The organism is Acidovorax sp. BLS4, from assembly GCF_032929295.1.
Taxonomy (GTDB): Bacteria; Pseudomonadota; Gammaproteobacteria; order Burkholderiales; family Burkholderiaceae_C; genus Paracidovorax.
In genome coordinates this window covers 2,896,276-2,913,317 of sequence record NZ_CP136797.1, presented here as the reverse complement: position 1 = coordinate 2,913,317, position 17,042 = coordinate 2,896,276, and the positions used below count along the sequence as shown (strand labels likewise).

The following is a 17,042-nucleotide window of genomic DNA, read 5'->3' as shown; positions in this document are numbered from 1 at the left end:
CCGCCCTCCGCCGTGGGGCTGCTCGGCGCTACCCCCCACTGCGCGGGCGGGCCGGCAGCGGGGGCATGCGGCGCAGGCCGTCCACCGCATCGGCCTCGAAGTCCTTCCACAGCGCGTCGCGGCGCTGCAGGGTCTGCGCCACTTCGCCATGCCGCTGCTGCGCCACGGCGGACACCAGCGCGTTGCACAGGAAGAACGCGGCGGTGTAGGAGTCGAACGGGGACGCGTTCGCCGTGCCCACCAGCAGGCTGTGGTGGGCGCAGGCCACGATGGGCGCCGCCGCGCTGTCGGTGATCGCCACCACGGTGCATCCCTGCTGCCGGAAATGCTGCGCGGCCAGCAGCGCGCCGTTGGAATAGCGGCGGATGGTGAACACCAGCAGCATGTCCTGCGGCTCGGTCCACAGCAGCCGGTCCACCGCGAAGGGCGCGCCCGCGCCCAGTTCCAGCACCTGCGGCCGGCACATGTTCAGGTGGGTGGTGAGGTAGGAGGACACCGGCACGCTGTTTTTCTCGGCCATCACGAAGACGCGCCCCTGGCAGCCGCTGATGGCCTGCACCACCGCCCCGAACACGCCCATGTCCAGGCCCTGCCGGGTGGCGGTGAGGTTGTGCTGGTCGTGCAGCAGCGCATCGTCCACGCACTCGGCCAGGGTGCGGTCGCTGCCGATGGTGGCGCGCGTGCGCTGGGCGGGCGTCTGCAGCAGCACGGTCACCTCGCTGCGGGCTTCGCGGCGCACCTCGGCCAGGCTGGCATAGCCCAGCTTGGCGAACAGCCGCACCACGGTGGAGGCGCTGGTGCCCGCGCGCGCGGCCATGGCGCTGGCCGAGTCGAGCAATCCGTCGGGGTAGTGGCGCTGCAGGTCGTCCGCCAGCGCACGTTCGCTGGCCGTCAGGGTGGGGGCGTGGAGGACGAGCCGTTCGGTCAGGAGCATGGCAGGGGTGGAGAAATCGACGGGGATGGGTGAGCGTAATCCAGCGCAGCCCCGCATGGCGAAGCACCGCGAGCACATTGCAATGACTGTTTCATGAATATATGATTATTGAAATATTCATTTCACTCGCGATGCCCATGACCACCACCATCGAAGCCGACTCCCCTGCCACCGGCCAGGCCCTGCCGCCGGCTGCGCAACCCCTGCTGGCCTGGCTGGCCTCGCAGGAAAGTGCCATGTTCGATCTGCTGCGGCAGGTGGTGGACACCGACAGCGGCAGCGGCCATGTGGCGGGCGTGCAGCAGGTCGCGGCCCTGCTGCGCGGGCGGCTGGAAGCGGCTGGCATCGCCGTGCAGACCCTGCCGCAGCCGGGCTGGGGCGAATGCCTGCTGGCCCGCATTCCGGGCAGCAACCCGTCGGCCGCAGGCCACCTGCAACTCATGGGCCACATGGACACGGTGTTCCCCCTGGGCACGGCCGCCGAGCGCCCCTGGCGGGTGGAAGCCGGCAAGGCCTTCGGGCCCGGCGTGGCGGACATGAAATCCGGCCTGGTCATGAACGTCTTCGTGGCCGAGGCGCTGGCCCGGTTCGGCGGCAACGCCTCGCCCGTGCACCTGTTCTTCTCGTGCGACGAAGAAGTGGGCTCGCCCGCCTGCCGCACGGTGATCCGCGAAATCTCCCAGGGCGCGCGCGCCGTGCTCAACGCCGAGCCCGGCCGCATCACGGGCAACGTGGTGGTCGAGCGCAAGGGCTCGTACCGCATCGATTTCGAGGTGCAGGGCGTGGCCGCGCATGCCGGCATCAACCCCGCGCAGGGGGCCAGCGCCATCGAGGCCCTGGCGCGCAAGACGGTGGCCCTGCACGCGCTCAACGGCTGCGAGCCGGGCGTGACGCTCAACGTCGGCTTCATCCAGGGCGGCATGGCCTCCAACGTCGTCGCGCCGCTGGCGCGGGCCCATCTGGACCTGCGCTACACGGCCGAGAACGACCTCGAGGCCGTGCTGGCCCGCATCCGCACGGTGATAGAAGAAGAATCGCTGCCCCGCACCAGTGGCCGCATCGTGGAGCAGACGGGCACGCTGCCCATGGCCAAAACCCCGGCCGACCTGCTGGCCGCCTACCAGCACAGCGCGGCGCAGGTTGGCTTCGCGGTCGAGGGCGAATTCACCGGCGGGGCCGCCGACAGCGGCATCACCTCGTCGATGGGCATTCCCTCGCTGTGCGCGCTGGGCCCGGTGGGCGGATACGCCCACAGCGAGCGCGAGTTCTGCGACCTGACCACCTTCGTGCCACGGGCCCAGGCGCTGGCCCTCACCCTGCTCGCGCTGGGCTGACGGCGGGCCAGGCCGCGCCCTGTTTTCACCTTTGTCTTTTCATTTGCCATTGCCTCTGCCATGCCTGTTCGCACCGCCCCTTCCTCGCCTGACGCCTGCCACCTGACCCGCCGCCAGATCCTGGCCTCCAGCCTCGGGCTGGGCCTGGCCGGCCTGCCCGCCGTGGCCAGCCACGCGGCAGAGACCTACCCCGCGCGCCCGATCACGCTCGTCGTGCCCTTCCCGCCCGGCGGCTCGGTGGACGTGATGGCGCGGCAATACGCCGAGCCGCTCGGCCGCATCCTGGGCGTGCCCATGGTCATCGACAACAAGCCCGGCGCGGGCGGATCGATCGGCGCGCAGTTCGTGGCCCGTTCCAAGGCCGACGGCTACACGCTCGTGGTCTCTTCGCAAAGCAGCCACCTGGCCAATCCGCTCGTGCAGCCCAACCTGGGCTACGACCCCATCAAGGACTTCGACAACATAGCCATCCTGGGCCGCCAGCCCAACGTGCTCGTCGTGCACCCCAGCCTGCCGGTGAAGACCTTCGCCGAGTTCGTGGCCTACGCCAAGCAGCGCCCGGGCCAGCTCAACTTCTGCAGCGCCGGCGCCGGCAGCATGGGACAGCTCAATGTCGAAATGATGCAGCTGGCCATCGGCACGCAGGCCGTGCACGTGCCCTACCGCGGCGGCTCTCCGCTCATCACTGCCGTGCTGGCCAACGAGGTGCAGTTCACGCTCGACAACCTGGTCATCTTCCTGCCGCACATCCAGGCCGGCAAGCTGCGCGCGCTGGCCGTGGCGTCGCCCCAGCGCCTGCCGCAACTGCCCGACGTGCCCACCTTCGCCGAACTGGGCCAGGCCCCGCTCAACCAGACGTCGTGGACCGGCATCGCCGCGCCCGCCAACACGCCGCCCGCCATCGTGGCCACGCTGCACAAGGCCATCCGCACGGCAGCCACGGAACCCTCCATGCTGGAAAACCTGCGCGGCCGCGGCGTGATCGCGCCGGAAGACATGGCACCGGCCGGCTTCGAGAAGATGATGGCCGAGCGCCTGGTGGCCTACGGCGACGTGGTGCGCCGCGCCAACGTCAAGCCCGAGTAGGCCGCACACCCGGCCTCCCGCCCCACCCCGGTTCGGGGCCGGGGCCCCACATGCACGGGCGGCTCCCAAGCCGTGCGCATCTGTGGGAACATGGCGCGCAACACCACTGCCGCTGCTCTGCTGCCCATGCGCCCACCCCTTCACTCCCTGACCGCCCTGGCCTTGCTGGCCACCTTCGGCGGCGCCCCGCTGCTGGCCCAAGCCCAGGCGTCCTGTTCCAGCGACGGCGTGGCGCAGCCCGTGGCGCTGTACGAACGCTTCATCAACGCCGACTGCGAATCGTGCTGGGCCGGGCCGCCTGCGCACGCGCCCGGCGCCAGTGCACTGGTGCTCGACTGGATCGTGCCCGGTGGGTTGGCGGACGATGCCCCCCTGTCCGCCGCCGCCACGCGCGATGCCCTGCAGCGACTGCAGGACCTCGGCCGCGGCGTGCCGCCATTTTCAGACACCCACACCGCCGAGGTGCAGCCCCTGCCCGGCCGGCTGCGCGTGGCCAACGGCCTGGCGATGAACGACTACCTCGGCACCGGCATCGCCTTCCAGCCCGCGCCCCGCAATCTGCTGCCGGCAGGCCGCTACGCGTACACGCTGGTTCTGGTGGAGCGGGTGCGCGCGGGCACCGCAGGGACGCCGGTCGAACGGTATGTGGTTCGAAATGCCCTCCAGGGCAATTGGAACGCCGGCATCCCGCTATCGAAAAAAGAGCAATCCGCCTGGATCGACAACCGCTCCATGCGAACCCCCGAAGGCACCGATGCCGAGCGCCTGTTCGTCGCTGGCTGGCTGCAGGATGCGCAGGGCCGCATCGTGGCCGCGGCGCAGTCCCGCTGCGCAGCAGGGTCTTGAGCGGCGGGTAGAATCAGTCACCGGGCCCAAGTTTCTTGACGCCCGGTTTTTTGTGCCTGCGCACAGCAGGGTCCGGTGCCGTCCATTGCGGCGGCACCCGCAGAGCCGGTCAGCAAGCCAAGCGCCCACCGTGGCGGAAATCCTTCCGCCGCGTCCTTCAATGGAGCTTGGAAATCTGATGGAAATCTTCGACTACGACAACGTCCTGCTGCTGCCGCGCAAATGCCGCGTGGAAAGCCGCTCCGAGTGCGACGCCAGCGTGACGCTGGGCCAGCGCAGCTTTCGCCTGCCCGTGGTGCCGGCCAACATGAAAACGGTGGTGGACGAGAAAATCTGCCGCTGGATGGCGCAGAACGGCTACTTCTACGTCATGCACCGCTTCGATCTGGACAACGTGCAATTCGTGCGCGACATGCAAGCGGCGGGGTGCTTCGCCTCCATCTCGCTGGGCGTGAAGCAGCCCGACTACGACACCGTGGACCAACTGGCCGCCGCCGGCCTCGTGCCCGAGTACGTCACCATCGACATCGCCCACGGACATGCCGACACGGTCAAGAACATGATCGGCTACCTCAAGGACAAGCTGCCCGGCGCGTTCGTCATCGCCGGCAACGTCGGCACGCCCGAGGCCATCATCGACCTGGAAAACTGGGGTGCCGATGCGACCAAGGTGGGCATCGGCCCGGGCAAGGTGTGCATCACCAAGCTCAAGACCGGGTTCGGTACCGGGGGCTGGCAGCTGTCGGCGCTCAAATGGTGCGCGCGTGTGGCTACCCGGCCCATCATCGCGGACGGCGGCATCCGCGACCATGGCGACATCGCCAAGAGCATTCGCTTCGGCGCGACCATGGTCATGATCGGCTCGCTGTTCGCCGGCCATGAAGAGTCCCCGGGCCAGACGGTGGAAGTGGACGGCGCGCTGTTCAAGGAGTACTACGGCTCGGCCAGCGACTTCAACAAGGGCGAGTACAAGCACGTGGAGGGCAAGCGCATCCTCGAGCCCATCAAGGGCACGTTGGCCAGCACGCTGGTGGAGATGGAGCAGGACGTGCAAAGCTCCATCAGCTACTCCGGCGGCCGCAAGCTCATGGACATCCGCAAGGTGAACTACGTGATCCTGGGTGGCGACAACGCGGGCGAGCATCTGCTCATGTGAAAGACCGCCGGACGGCCGGCGATCAGCACCTGATGACGGCAATTTTTTCTGCGGGACTTGCAGACGCCTCAAATCTTGGTGCATAATTCGAGGCTCTGCAGCGATGCAGACAACTTTTCAAAAAGTGGGTTCTTAGCTCAGTTGGTAGAGCAGCGGACTCTTAATCCGTAGGTCGAGTGTTCGAGTCACTCAGGACCCACCACTTATACAAGCCGCAAGGCAAAAAAAGCCGACGCTACTAAACATAGCGCCGGCTTTTTGCATTTCCGCCGCCGCTTCGTGGAAAGCACCCAGCACCGCTGCATTCCATGCACGCCACGGCGTCCTGTCGGGCAATCCCTCCGGCAGTGGGCGCGTTCTGCCTACAGCCGCCGCCGCTGCGTGCGCCTTAGGTTCATGTCTTCCCCCTTCTTTTCTTCAGGAGACCGACATGAACCAAGCCGCAGGTGTGCAACCCGATCGCATCGACGTCAACGACGCCGCCCTCGTCACCCAATGGGCCGACAAGCTCGCAGTGAGCGAGCTGCAACTGAAAGAGGCCGTGCAAGCCGTCGGCGACAAGGCGGCCGATGTGGAGATGCACCTCAAGGGTTCACGCAGCATCACCAACGATGACCGCGTGGAACAGCTCGGCGCTGACCGCTGAACCCCGCCGATCGCCCTCCATGACCCAAAAGACCCTGGCCGATCTGGCCGAGAAGATGCGCGACATCGACATCGCCATGCTGTCCACCCACACCGACGGCGGCACCATTGCCGGCCGGCCGATGAGCAACAACCGCGAGGTCGATTACGACGGCACGTCGAGCTATTTCACCTGGGAGCAATCCCGCATGGTGGCCGACATCGAACGTGCGCCCCAGGTATCGCTCGCCTTCCAGGGCGCCAAGGCCTTCCTGGTGGCCGTGCAGGGGAACGCCGAGTTGGTGCGCGACCGGGCCGCCTTCGCCGATCACTGGACGCCTGACCTGGACCACTGGTTCAAGGATGGCATCGACACCCAGGGGCTCGTCATGATCCGGGTGAAAGCCTGCCGCATCCACTACTGGGATGGCGAAGACGGCGGCGACATCACCGTCTGATGCCATTGCGCCGCTTGGCGCACCCGGGCGGCGCTGCACACGCAGGGCGCGTCCCGCAGCCCAGCAGCGTGCAGGCCCCCGGGAGGGCATCAGCCCCCGTCGCCCGCGGTGCCGGTGATCGGCAGCACGATGCCGGTGATATAGCTGGAGCACACGGGCGAGGCCAGGAACACGTAGGCCGGCGAAATCTCTTCCGGCTGCGCGGGCCGGCCCAGCTGGGTCTTGCTGCCGAATTCGGCGATGCCCTCTTCGCTGCGGTCCGCCGGATTCAGCGGCGTCCACACGGGGCCAGGTGCCACGGCGTTGACGCGGATGCCTTGCTCGGCGAGGTTGCTGGCCAGCGCTTTGGTGAACGCATGGATCGCGCCTTTGGTGGCGGAGTAGTCCAGCAATTCCTTGCTGCCGCGCAGCCCGGTGACCGAGCCGGTGTTGATGATCGCGGCCCCGCGCTGGAGGTGCGGCAGCGCCGCCTGGGCCATGTGGAAGTAACCGTAGACGTTGGTCTTGAAGGTTTCGTCGAAGCGCTCTTCGGTCAGGTCCGCCAGGGATTCGGCATGCTCCTGGAAGGCCGCGTTGTTGACCAGCACGTCCAGCTTGCCGAACGCCGACACCGTCTTGCGCACCGCCCGCTGGCAGAAGGCCGCGCTCTTCACATCGCCCGGAATCAGGATGCAGCGGCGCCCTTCCTGTTCGACATGCTGGCGCGTGACCTCGGCATCTTCGTGTTCGTTGAGATAGACGATGGCCACGTCGGCGCCTTCGCGGGCGAAGAGGACGGCCACCGCCCGGCCGATGCCGGAATCGCCGCCCGTGACGATGGCGGAGAAACCATCGAGCTTGCCGCTGCCCCGGTATTGGGGCGCCTCGAACTGCGGCGCCAGTTCCATGTCGGCCTCACGCCCCGGCTTTTCCAGGTGCTGCTGCGGCATGGGCGGCACGGGGGCTGCACGGCCGGCGCCGGGGGCGGCGGTCTTGGCCGCAGCGCCCTTCTTGGCTGGGGCGGCGGATCGAGAGGGTTTGGCCTGGTCCTTCGCGTCCTGCTCGCGCTGGATTCGCACCTGCTTGCGCGCGACCGCTTCGGTGTCCGGGCTCTCCGCCGTGCCGGCGTTGCCCCGGGCTTTGGTGGCACCGGTTGTGCCGTTGCGGGTCTTGGCTTTGGAGGAGGGAGAGGTGGGCATGAAAGGCTCCTGAGGGAATGGCGGACCATGGCACGGCGCGCCCGCTGAAGGGCGGGCCGGCCGACGAAGACGCCCAAGGCTGCGTGCGCAGCGCAGGCGATCGCGTCGGAAAACGCGCTGTCCGAATGCAGGAGGTCCCTCGGGGACGGCCTTGTGATCGACGGAGTGCGCGCTTCGGGGGCGCACCAGCCCCTGGACCCAGCGCGTTTCAGGCCCAAGAAAGCACGCGGCGATAATGCAGCGCACATGCCTGCCCTGCGCCAACTCCGCTTCATCGCCCGCCTGATCCTGGCGTGGTTCGTGGCGTCGCTCGGCGTGGCGGTGGCTGCACCACTGGTGCACCCGCAGCGCATCGAATGGGTGTGCTCGGCGGGTGGCGAGCCGCGGTGGGTGGTGGCCGGCGCGGGCGAAGATGCCGCCGTGCCTGCGCACCATGGCCTGGAGTGTCCGCTGTGCCTGCCGACGGTCCTGCCGCCGCCCTCGATCCAGGCGGGCGCGCATGCCCAGGCACTGCCGACGCACCTTCCCACCCCGCTCTACCGCGCTCCGCCGGCCACGCTGGTCGGTGCGCCCTTCCCTCCTCGGGCACCGCCGCTGGCGGCATGAACACCGGGGCCGGCACCCAGCGTGCTGACCGGCCCGTCCACCTGCCCCCCCGTTTACGGACCGCTGCGGGCACGGGTTTTCCGCGCAGCCCCGCGCAGGCCGTTGATCCGTTTTCCGAATTCAAGGAGCTTTCATGCCCAAGACCCCCTTTTCCGCTTTCGCCATCGCCATGGCCCTTCTGACGGCTACGGCCGCCCATGCCCAAGTCACCGTGCAGGACGCCTGGGTGCGCGCCTCGGTGCCGAACCAGAAGGCCACCGGCGCCTTCATGCGGCTCAATGCCGCGAAGAGCACGCGCCTGGTATCGGTCAGCTCGCCCGCCGCGCCGCTGGCGGAAATCCACGAGATGAAGATGGAAGGCGACGTGATGAAGATGCGCGAGGTGCCCGCGATCGACCTGCCCGCGGGCAAGGCCGTGGACCTCAAGCCCGGCGGCTACCACGTCATGCTGATGGACCTGCCCAAGCCCGTGAAGGAAGGCGACACGGTGCCGCTCACGCTGGTCTTCGAAGGCCAGGACGGCAAGCGCGAGTCCCTGGAGGTGAAGGCCCAGGCGCGCGCGGTGAGCGCCAGCCAGGCACCGGCGGCCCACGGCGACCACAAGCACTGATCTGGCGAGCGGCATGGCGCGCAGCGCGCAGCACGCCATGCCTTTTTTGGGCCTCGCGCGCTCGGCCAAGGCACGGGCCAGGGCCGCGGACCGGCACAATACCGCGCTCGCCCACGATGCCGCCCCACCCCTTGCCTACCGCCTTGCGCCCTTCCCACCCCTTTCGATCGTCCGCTGTGTGGTGGTGCCTGCTGGCCTGGTGGATGGCGGGCGCCGCACACGCAGGCATCCGCATCGCCGACGACCGGCAGCAGACCGTGGAGCTGCCACGGCCGGCCGCTCGCATCGTGTCGCTGCAGCCCTCGCTCACCGAGACGCTTTGCGCCCTGGGCGCCTGCGATCGCCTCGTCGGCGTGGACCGGCACTCCAACTGGCCCGAGTCGGTGCGCCAGCTGCCGCAGGTGGGCAGCCTGGCGGACGCGCACGTGGAGCGCATCATCGCGCTGCGGCCCGATCTGGTGCTGGTGCGCCCGCGCAACCGCGTGGTCGAGCGGCTGGAGGGCCTGGGCATCAAGGTGCTGGCGCTGGACGCCAAAACGCATGCGGACATGCGGCGCAACATGGAGGCGGTGGCACAGGCCATCGGCAAGCCAGGGGCGGGCGAAGCGCTGTGGCACCGCACCGACGTGCGGCTGGACGAAGCCCGCGCCCGGGTCCCGGCCGCGTGGCAAAGCCGGCGCGTGTACTTCGAACTGCACGGCGGCTCGGCGGCGGCGAGCGAGGCCTCATTCATCGGCGAAACGCTGGCCCGCCTGGGCCTGCGCAACGTGGTGCCCGGCAGCCTGGGCGCGTTTCCCAAGCTGGGCCCGGAATATGCGGTGCGCGCCGAGCCCGACCTGCTCATCACCAACGAAGGCCGGGGCACGCCGCCGATCGCCGCGCGCCCCGGCTGGGGCACCATGGAGGCGGTGCAGCGCGGTCGGTTCTGCCGCATCGCCGAATCGCACTTCGACGTGATGGTGCGGCCGGGTCCGCGCATTGACGAGGCGGCGCGGGAAATCCTGGATTGCCTGGCATCGGTGGACCGGCGCTCCACGCCGCCGTAATGGCCGTGGCGGCAGCGATGATACGGACATGCAGGGGTGCTATTAAAAATATAGCGATATGCCCTAGTATCAATTGCCCTCCAGGCCATTTTGGCACTGAGAACGCCGCTGATTCAGCGGTGGCAGCTCACCTTTCCATAGCGGCTGGCAGGTCCTCCACGCCATCCGCCCTCCAATAGCGCGCCTGCCACCACTGCGCCAGCCGCTCGGCCCGGTGCAAGGGCACGCGGGCCACGTCGAAATCCACCACGCAGGCCTCGCGCGCCACCGCCGGCCGGCCCGGCTGCTCGCGCGTGCGAGCGTCGGTGAGCAGCCAGAGCCACCCCTGCCGCCCGCGCGCGCCCTGCAGCACCTGGGCCGCCCGGTTCACCGCGCCGTGCAGCGGCGTGCCGCCCCCGCCGCCGATGGGCGACACCCAGCCGTCGCTCCAGGCGGGTGCGCGCTGGGGCGGCACGCGCAACTGCACGCCGCTGCCACCGAAGCACAGCAGCGCCACGTCGTCGCGGTGACGGTAGGCCTCGCCCATCAGCGCCAGCAGCACGCCCTTGGCGCGCGCCAGGGCGCCGCTCGCCACCATGGAGGCCGAGCAGTCCAGCACGAAGCAATGCAGCCGCCCGGTGCGGGCCTGTACGGGCTGGTGGCGCAGGTGTTCCCGCTGCAGTTGAACAGCAGCACCCCGCGCCATGAAGGTGCGCGGCCAGTCCCAGGGCCCCGGCTCGCCGCCGCGCAGGTCAGGCGTTCCATCGCCCCGCCCCCGTTCTCCCTGGCGCGCCGCGGCACGCCCGGGGCGGGGGCTCAGGCTTTTTTTGGTGCGCTGTCCTGCCCGCCGCGCGGCACCAGCGGCCGCACGGGTTTGAAGGCCTGGGTGCCCACGGGTTCGGGGGGCAAGGCGCCCCAGTCCGCAGCCCCGGTGGAAAGGGCGCCGCCGCTGTCGGCAGGGCCATCTCCCTCGCTCCTCCCATCCCCTGGTGTGGCGCTTTCGCTCGGGCGGCCCTCCCGCTGCGTACCCGGGGGCTTCTCCGCGCTCGGCCCCGGGGCCGGCAGGGGCGGTGGCGGCGCCCCGGCATCCGCGTGGCGGCGGTGCGCGAGCACCAGTTCCGCGACCGGCGCCACATGGCGGGCCTCCACAGCGGAGGCGCCTTCCCAAGCAGCCAACGCGCGGGCGGCGCGCAACATCACGATGTCCGCGCGCAGCCCATCCACGCGGGCGGCGATGCAGCGCTCGCCGACATCGGCCAGCACCGCATCCGGCCACGGCAGCGCGCCGGGCTGGGCGATGCGCTCGCGCGCCGCGCGCAGACGCTGCGCCAGATCGGCCTGGGCGTCGGCAAAGCGCGCGCGAAAACCTTCCGGGTCCATGTCGAACGCCAGGCGCGAGCGCACGATGGCCTGGCGCTCGGCCGGCTCCACCACGTTCGCCAGGCGCACGCAAAGGCCCAGCCGGTCCAGCAGCTGCGGGCGCAACTGGCCCTCTTCCGGATTCATGGTGCCCACGAGCACGAAGCGCGCGGCGTGGCGGTGCGAGATGCCGTCGCGCTCCACCACGTTGACGCCGCTGGCGGCCGCGTCCAGCAGCACGTCGACCAGCGCATCGGGCAGCAGGTTGATCTCGTCCACGTAGAGCACGCCGCCGTGCGCGCGCGCCAGCAGGCCGGGCGCAAAGCGCACCGCGTTGCCGGCCATGGCCTGTTCCAGGTCCAGCGTGCCGGCCAGGTGTTCCAGCGAGGCGCCGAGCGGCAGCGTGACGAAGGGCGCGCCTTCGATCAGCTCGGCCAGGGCGCGCGCGGCGGTCGATTTGGCCGTGCCGCGCGGGCCTTCGATCAGCACGCCCCCCAGCTGCGGATCAATGGCGGCGAGCAGCAGCGCCTGGCGCAGTTGCGGCTGGCCGGCAACGGCGGCGAAGGGAAAAAGCGCGGGCAGGGAAGGAGTGGCGTCTTGCATGCGGAGGGGTGGGGGAGGCGATGTCAGCGCCGATCGTGGCCTTGGCCATGCGGTCGATGCGGTCCGGCTGCCAGGGGCGGTGTTGCGGGCCGTGTTGCGGCCCGTTGTGCAGATCGGGGGGCGTGGGGTGTCATCCGCGGGCGCCCTCCTGCGATTGCTCGTGCTCCAGCAGCAGGTCTTGCAGCGCCTGGCGGTAGTCGCCCGGCGCCTGCCACAGGCCGCGCTGCATGGCCTCCAAAAGGCGCTCGAGCATGTCGCGCAAGGCGGCGGGGTTGTGGGTGCGCACGAAGTCGCGGGTGCCGGCGTCCAGCACATAGGCATCGGCCACCAGAGCGTAATGGTGGTCGCTCACCTGGCGCGTGGTGGCATCGAAGCCGAACAGGTAGTCCACCGTGGCCGCCATTTCGAAGGCGCCCTTGTAGCCGTGGCGCTTGGCGCCGTCGATCCACTTGGGGTTGGTGACGCGCGCGCGCACCACCCGGCCGATCTCTTCCTTCAGGGTGCGGATGCGGGGCGCCTGCGGGTTGGCATGGTCGCCGTGGTACAGGGCGGGCTGCCGCCCCGACAGGTGCCGCACGGCGGCGGCCATGCCGCCCTGGAACTGGTAGTAGTCGCTGGAGTCGAGCAGGTCGTGTTCGCGGCTGTCCTGGTTCTGCGCCACCACGTCCAGGCCCTGCAGGCGGCGCGCGAGCGCATCGCCCGCGGGCTCGCCCGCGGCATCCTGCCCGTAGGCATGGGCGCTCCAGCCCACGTAGGCGCGGGCCAGATCGCCGTCGTCCTGCCAGTCGCCGGTCTGGAACAGGCCGTTCAGGCCCGAGCCGTAATGGCCGGGCGGTGCGCCGAACACGCGCCAGCCGGCCTGGCGGCGTGCAGCGGCCGCGTCCACGCCCCGCTGCTGCAGCGCGGCGCATTCTTCGAGGATGCGGGCGCGGATGGGGTTTTCCTCGGCGTCCTCGGCCTCCAGCGCCGCCACGGCCTGCACGGCCGCATCGAACATCTGGACCGTGCCGGGGAAGGCATCGCGGAAAAAGCCGGAGATGCGCAGGGTGACGTCGATGCGCGGGCGGCCCAGCCCCACACGCGGCACCACCTCGAAATCGACCACGCGCTGGCTGCCCGCCGCCCAGCGGGGCCGCACGCCGATCAGCGCGAAGGCCTGGGCGATGTCGTCGCCGCCCGTGCGCATGGTGGCCGTGCCCCAGACCGAAAGGCCCAGCGTGCGCGGGTACTCGCCGTGCTCCTGCAGGTAGCGCTCCAGGATGCGCTGGGCGGACTGCTGGCCCAGCTCCCAGGCGGTGCGGGTGGGAATGGCGCGCGTGTCCAGGGTGTAGAAGTTGCGCCCCGTGGGCAGTACGTCGGGCCGGCCGCGCGACGGCGAGCCGCTCGGGCCCGGCGGCACGAACAGCCCGCGCAGGCCGCGCAGCAGCTGCCCCAGTTCTTGGCCACCGCAGGCGTCCAGCGCGGGCGCCAGCGTGCCCTGCACCCGCGCCAGCACGGCCTGCGTGCGCGGCCAGGCTGCGGCCGGCGCGCCGTCCTCCAGCAGTTGCTGGGCGAGCAGCTCCAGCCGCTCGCGCGTGTCGCCGTGGTGCCGCCAGGGGCTGGCGTCCACTGCCTGCAGCGCTTGGGGCCGCGGGCCCTGCCAGGGCTGCGCCGCCTCGATCTGCAGCGGGTCGAAGGGATCGCCGGGCAGCAGGTCGTCGGCCAGGGCCTGCAGCAGCCCGGCCTGAGCGCCCTGCCCGTCGCCGGCCGGGTAGCGGGCCAGCGCCAGCAGCGTGTCGCGCCGCTGGCGACCCGCCGGCGAGGCGCCGAAGACATGCAGGCCATCGCGGATCTGCGTTTCCTTCAGCTCGCACAGGTAGGCGTCGATGCGCGCGAGGATGGCATCGTCGTCCGGCGCGCCGCCGGCCGGCGCGGCCAGGTCCAGCTCCTCGAGCAGGTGCTGGCGGCGCACCGCATCCAGGATCTGCCGGCGCAGCAGCGTGGCGCGGCGCGCGTCCACCAGCAGCGCGTCGTAGTACTCGTCCACCAGGCGCTCCAGGTCCTGCAGCGGGCCGTGGTTTTCGGCGCGGGTGAGCGGCGGCATCAGGTGGTCGATGATGACCGCCTGGCTGCGGCGCTTGGCCTGCGCGCCCTCGCCCGGGTCGTTCACGATGAAGGGGTACAGGTGGGGCAGCGGCCCCAGGATCGCATCAGGCCAGCACACCTGCGACAGCGCCAGGCTCTTGCCGGGCAGCCATTCGAGGTTGCCGTGCTTGCCCACGTGCACCACCGCGTCGATGGCGAACACATCGCGCAGCCAGAAGTAAAAGGCCAGGTAGCCATGCGGCGGCACCAGCTCGGCATCGTGGTAGCTTGCGTAGTCCTGCGCACCGGCAGTGCCCTGCCCTGGCGCCGCCGCATTGGCGCGCGCCGGCTGGATGCCGATGAACACGTTGCCCAGCCGCAGGCCCGCGATCATGAAGCGGCCCTGGCGCAGCAGCGGGTCGGCCTCGGGCGGGCCCCAGCGGTCCTGGATGGCTTGCGCCATGCCCTCCGGCAACGCGTCCAGCCGCGCGCGGTAATCGGCCAGGGCGTAGCTCTGCCAGGCGGGACGCAGCGGCCACTGCGCGGGGTCGTTCGCAATGCCCTGCTGCAGCACGCGCATGAGCACGTCGCCATCGGCCGGCACGGCCACGGCATCGCCCAGGGCGTAACCCTCGGCGCGCAGGTGCTGCAGGATGCCGATCACCGACGCGGGTGTGTCCAGGCCCACGCCGCTGCCCAGGCGCCCCTCGCTGCCGGGGTAGTTGGCCAGCACCAGCGCCAGCCGTTTGTCCGGGTTGGGAAGGCCCCGCAGCCGGCACCAGCGCTGGGCCAGCGCAGCGACGAACGCCACCCGATCGGGCTCGGGCTGGTAGGCCACCACGTCGGCCTGCGTGAAGGCGCAGCGGTGCGACAGCCCCTTGAAGCTGATGGCGCGGGTGACGATGCGCCCGTCCATCTCGGGCAGCACCACCTGCATGGCGATGTCGCGCGGACGCAGGCCCTGGCTGTCCGCCCACCAGTCCTCGCGGTTTCCGCCGCTGGCGATCACCTGCAGCACCGGTGCATCGCCCGCGAGCGCGGCCCCCTCCTCCAGCGCCGCGAAGGCCGTGGTGTTCAGCACGAGCTGCACCGCATGCTGGCGGCACAGGTCCTGCAGGGTGGACAGGCACAGCGGGTCCTTGAGCGAATCGAGCGCCACCGGCAAGGGGTTGAGCCCCTGGCCGGCCAGCGCCAGCGCCAGCGCGTCGAACGCCGCGGTATTGCCCGCCATGAGGTGCGAGCGGTAGAACACCAGCGCCACCACCGGCGCGCCCGGCACCCAGGCCGCGCGCAGATCGTCGATGCCGGGCACGGTATGCCCCGCCGGACGCGCCACGCCCAGCGCCGGCGGCACATGCACGGCGGCCTGCGGCAGGCTGCGCGGCGGCAGCGGCGCATCGCCATGATCCAGCCCGTGGAAGGCCACCGCGCGCAGGAACTGCAGCGCATTGCCCGCGCCGCCGGCGCGCAGGTACTGCCACAGCCCATGGCACACCGAAGGGGGCAGCGTGCTGCGCTCCACCAGGTGCGGGTCCTCCTGCAGGTCGCCCGAGAACATGGCCAGTCGCTGCCCCTGCCGGCGCGCGAGCGCGCCGATCTGCTGGATGCCGTAGGGCCAGGCCGATTCGGAACCCAGGTGGTCCACGATCACCACGCGCGCGTGGCGCAGCACTTCGTCCAGATACAGGTCCAGCGACGCGGGCTGGCGCAGGTACAGCAGATTGGCCACCCGCACCGAGGGAAAGCCCGGCTGCGTGCGCGCCAGTTCGGCACAGGCGGCCGAAAGCAGCGCGAGCGTGGTGTCGGCCGAACTGAGCACGACGATGTCCGCCGGGCTCTGGTCCAGGCGGGTGATGACGGTCTCGTCCTCGACGAAGCCGCCCGGGCGGGTGCTCAGCAGGTGCATGCGGGCGGGCCGGGCCGGACTATCGCGCCCGCATCAGGCGGCCACGCCGTCGAGCCCGGCACGCAGCGCGGTGGCATCCAGCGCCTGGCCGATGAACACCAGCCGCGTGCGGCGGTCCTCGCCCTCGCGCCATGCGCGGTCGAAGTGGTGATCCAGGCGCTGGCCCACGCCCTGCAGCAGCCAACGCATGGGCTTGCCCGGAATGGCGGCGAAGCCCTTCACGCGCAGGATGGCGTGCTGCTCCACGAGGCCCGCCAAGGCGGTCAACAGGCGGTCGCGGTCCACGGCCGGCAGGTCGATCACGTGCGCGTCGAACTCGTCGTGGTCGTGGTCTTCTTCATGGTCATGGTGGCTCTGGCGCTGGTCGATGGAGGCCTCGGACGCCTTGGACAGGCCCAGCAGCACATCCAGTGGCAGGCGGCCCTGCTCGGACTGCACCACCTTCACGGACGAGGGAATCTCCTCGCGCACCAGCGCCTGCACGCGGGCCAACGCATCGGCGTCCACCAGGTCGGTCTTGTTGAGCACGACCAGGTCCGCGGCGGAGAGCTGGTCCTCGAACAATTCATGCAGCGGCGACTCGTGGTCGAGGTTGGGGTCGGCGCGGCGCAGGGCGTCCACGGCCTGCGGGTTGGCGGCGAACTGGCCGCTGGCGGCGGCCGGCGTGTCCACCACCGTCACCACCGCATCCACGGTGAACACGTTGGCGATCTCCGGCCACTGGAAGGCCTGCACCAGCGGCTTGGGAAGGGCCAGGCCCGAGGTCTCGATGAGCACCGCATCGATCTGGTCGCGCCGCTCGGCCAGCAGCTTCATCACCGGGAAAAACTCTTCCTGCACCGTGCAGCACATGCAGCCGTTGGCCAATTCGTAGAGCGCGCCTTCGCGCTCGTTGCCCGCGTCGTCGCAGCCGATGCCGCAGCCCTTGAGGATCTCGCCGTCGATGCCGAGTTCACCGAACTCGTTGACGATCACCGCGATGCGGCGGCCGTCGGCGTTGTCGAGGATGTGGCGCAGCAGCGTGGTCTTGCCGCTGCCCAGGAAACCGGTGACGATGGTGGCGGGAATCTTGGACGTTTGCATATCGGTTCTTTCGGTGCCGCAGACGGCGTGACTGCGGAATTATCCGGGAATCGGCCGAACCGTCTCCCGCGGGACAGGCGGCGCGGCCTGCACACCTCCCAAAGTGGAGCCTGCACCATAATCGTGACCCTGTGCCCTGCGGCGACGGGGCGTGCCAACAGGCATGCGGA

The 17,042-nt window shown here is 70.4% G+C and carries 15 protein-coding genes and 1 tRNA gene; 10 read left to right on the top strand and 6 right to left on the bottom strand.

Annotation, left to right across the window (positions count from 1 at the left end):
* Positions 1 to 28: 28 nt before the first annotated feature.
* Positions 29 to 934, bottom strand: coding sequence for a MurR/RpiR family transcriptional regulator (locus R1Z03_RS13500; RefSeq protein WP_284405827.1), 906 nt, complete (start codon positions 932 to 934; stop codon positions 29 to 31).
* Positions 935 to 1,071: 137 nt separating this feature from the next.
* Between R1Z03_RS13500 and R1Z03_RS13495 the strand changes: the two genes are divergently transcribed.
* From R1Z03_RS13495 to R1Z03_RS13465, 7 genes are all read left to right on the top strand, one after another.
* Complete coding sequence (locus R1Z03_RS13495) at positions 1,072 to 2,268, top strand: M20 family metallopeptidase (RefSeq protein ID WP_317351677.1); 1,197 nt, start codon at positions 1,072 to 1,074, stop codon at positions 2,266 to 2,268.
* A gap of 60 nt (positions 2,269 to 2,328) precedes the next feature.
* Positions 2,329 to 3,354: a tripartite tricarboxylate transporter substrate binding protein gene (locus R1Z03_RS13490; RefSeq protein ID WP_284408410.1), complete on the top strand. Its 1,026-nt coding sequence runs from the start codon at positions 2,329 to 2,331 to the stop codon at positions 3,352 to 3,354.
* 126 nt (positions 3,355 to 3,480) lie between these two features.
* Positions 3,481 to 4,200, top strand: coding sequence for a hypothetical protein (locus R1Z03_RS13485; RefSeq protein WP_317351672.1), 720 nt, complete (start codon positions 3,481 to 3,483; stop codon positions 4,198 to 4,200).
* A 178-nt stretch (positions 4,201 to 4,378) separates the two neighbouring features.
* A complete protein-coding gene (locus R1Z03_RS13480; RefSeq protein ID WP_272564565.1) occupies positions 4,379 to 5,356 on the top strand; it encodes a GMP reductase in 978 nt (325 codons plus the stop codon).
* 126 nt (positions 5,357 to 5,482) lie between these two features.
* A tRNA-Lys gene (locus tag R1Z03_RS13475) sits at positions 5,483 to 5,558 on the top strand.
* Positions 5,559 to 5,786: 228 nt separating this feature from the next.
* Complete coding sequence (locus R1Z03_RS13470; protein ID WP_272564590.1) at positions 5,787 to 6,002, top strand: DUF3606 domain-containing protein; 216 nt, start codon at positions 5,787 to 5,789, stop codon at positions 6,000 to 6,002.
* A 19-nt stretch (positions 6,003 to 6,021) separates the two neighbouring features.
* Positions 6,022 to 6,438 carry a pyridoxamine 5'-phosphate oxidase family protein gene (locus R1Z03_RS13465; protein WP_317351661.1) on the top strand — a complete coding sequence of 139 codons (417 nt, stop codon included), beginning with the start codon at positions 6,022 to 6,024 and terminating at the stop codon, positions 6,436 to 6,438.
* An 89-nt stretch (positions 6,439 to 6,527) separates the two neighbouring features.
* Here R1Z03_RS13465 and R1Z03_RS13460 read toward each other — a convergent pair whose 3' ends face one another.
* Positions 6,528 to 7,616: an SDR family oxidoreductase gene (locus tag R1Z03_RS13460; protein ID WP_317351659.1), complete on the bottom strand. Its 1,089-nt coding sequence runs from the start codon at positions 7,614 to 7,616 to the stop codon at positions 6,528 to 6,530.
* A gap of 246 nt (positions 7,617 to 7,862) precedes the next feature.
* On the opposite strand from R1Z03_RS13460, the gene R1Z03_RS13455 reads away from it, so the two are divergent.
* From R1Z03_RS13455 to R1Z03_RS13445, 3 genes are all read left to right on the top strand, one after another.
* Positions 7,863 to 8,222 (top strand): DUF2946 domain-containing protein, encoded by a 360-nt coding sequence (locus tag R1Z03_RS13455; RefSeq protein ID WP_317351656.1) that lies wholly within the window; start codon positions 7,863 to 7,865, stop codon positions 8,220 to 8,222.
* A 133-nt stretch (positions 8,223 to 8,355) separates the two neighbouring features.
* A complete protein-coding gene (locus tag R1Z03_RS13450; RefSeq protein WP_284429061.1) occupies positions 8,356 to 8,832 on the top strand; it encodes a copper chaperone PCu(A)C in 477 nt (158 codons plus the stop codon).
* A 143-nt stretch (positions 8,833 to 8,975) separates the two neighbouring features.
* Entirely contained in the window at positions 8,976 to 9,878 is a 903-nt protein-coding gene (locus R1Z03_RS13445) for a helical backbone metal receptor (RefSeq protein WP_317351652.1), read from the top strand.
* A gap of 127 nt (positions 9,879 to 10,005) precedes the next feature.
* Here R1Z03_RS13445 and R1Z03_RS13440 read toward each other — a convergent pair whose 3' ends face one another.
* The 4 genes from R1Z03_RS13440 to cobW form a co-directional block, all read right to left on the bottom strand.
* Positions 10,006 to 10,563, bottom strand: a complete 558-nt coding sequence (locus R1Z03_RS13440; protein WP_317351651.1) for a VWA domain-containing protein — start codon at positions 10,561 to 10,563, stop codon at positions 10,006 to 10,008.
* Between the two features lie 110 nt (positions 10,564 to 10,673).
* Entirely contained in the window at positions 10,674 to 11,819 is a 1,146-nt protein-coding gene (locus tag R1Z03_RS13435; RefSeq protein WP_317351649.1) for an ATP-binding protein, read from the bottom strand.
* 130 nt (positions 11,820 to 11,949) lie between these two features.
* Positions 11,950 to 15,789, bottom strand: coding sequence for a cobaltochelatase subunit CobN (cobN, locus tag R1Z03_RS13430; RefSeq protein WP_317351646.1), 3,840 nt, complete (start codon positions 15,787 to 15,789; stop codon positions 11,950 to 11,952).
* A gap of 33 nt (positions 15,790 to 15,822) precedes the next feature.
* The gene (cobW, locus tag R1Z03_RS13425) at positions 15,823 to 16,872 is read right to left on the bottom strand and encodes a cobalamin biosynthesis protein CobW (RefSeq protein ID WP_317351643.1); all 1,050 of its coding nucleotides are present in this window, start codon (positions 16,870 to 16,872) and stop codon (positions 15,823 to 15,825) included.
* Positions 16,873 to 17,042 lie beyond the last annotated feature (170 nt).

Coding starts and splice junctions, on each gene's coding strand:
- R1Z03_RS13490 (WP_284408410.1), top strand. CDS start 2,329: ATGCCTGTTCGCACCGCCCCTTCCTCGCCTGACGCCTGCCACCTGACC.
- R1Z03_RS13495 (WP_317351677.1), top strand. CDS start 1,072: ATGACCACCACCATCGAAGCCGACTCCCCTGCCACCGGCCAGGCCCTG.
- R1Z03_RS13450 (WP_284429061.1), top strand. CDS start 8,356: ATGCCCAAGACCCCCTTTTCCGCTTTCGCCATCGCCATGGCCCTTCTG.
- R1Z03_RS13460 (WP_317351659.1), bottom strand. CDS start 7,616: ATGCCCACCTCTCCCTCCTCCAAAGCCAAGACCCGCAACGGCACAACC.
- cobW (WP_317351643.1), bottom strand. CDS start 16,872: ATGCAAACGTCCAAGATTCCCGCCACCATCGTCACCGGTTTCCTGGGC.
- R1Z03_RS13440 (WP_317351651.1), bottom strand. CDS start 10,563: ATGGCGCGGGGTGCTGCTGTTCAACTGCAGCGGGAACACCTGCGCCAC.
- R1Z03_RS13455 (WP_317351656.1), top strand. CDS start 7,863: ATGCCTGCCCTGCGCCAACTCCGCTTCATCGCCCGCCTGATCCTGGCG.
- R1Z03_RS13465 (WP_317351661.1), top strand. CDS start 6,022: ATGACCCAAAAGACCCTGGCCGATCTGGCCGAGAAGATGCGCGACATC.
- R1Z03_RS13480 (WP_272564565.1), top strand. CDS start 4,379: ATGGAAATCTTCGACTACGACAACGTCCTGCTGCTGCCGCGCAAATGC.
- R1Z03_RS13500 (WP_284405827.1), bottom strand. CDS start 934: ATGCTCCTGACCGAACGGCTCGTCCTCCACGCCCCCACCCTGACGGCC.
- R1Z03_RS13435 (WP_317351649.1), bottom strand. CDS start 11,819: ATGCAAGACGCCACTCCTTCCCTGCCCGCGCTTTTTCCCTTCGCCGCC.
- cobN (WP_317351646.1), bottom strand. CDS start 15,789: ATGCACCTGCTGAGCACCCGCCCGGGCGGCTTCGTCGAGGACGAGACC.
- R1Z03_RS13470 (WP_272564590.1), top strand. CDS start 5,787: ATGAACCAAGCCGCAGGTGTGCAACCCGATCGCATCGACGTCAACGAC.
- R1Z03_RS13485 (WP_317351672.1), top strand. CDS start 3,481: ATGCGCCCACCCCTTCACTCCCTGACCGCCCTGGCCTTGCTGGCCACC.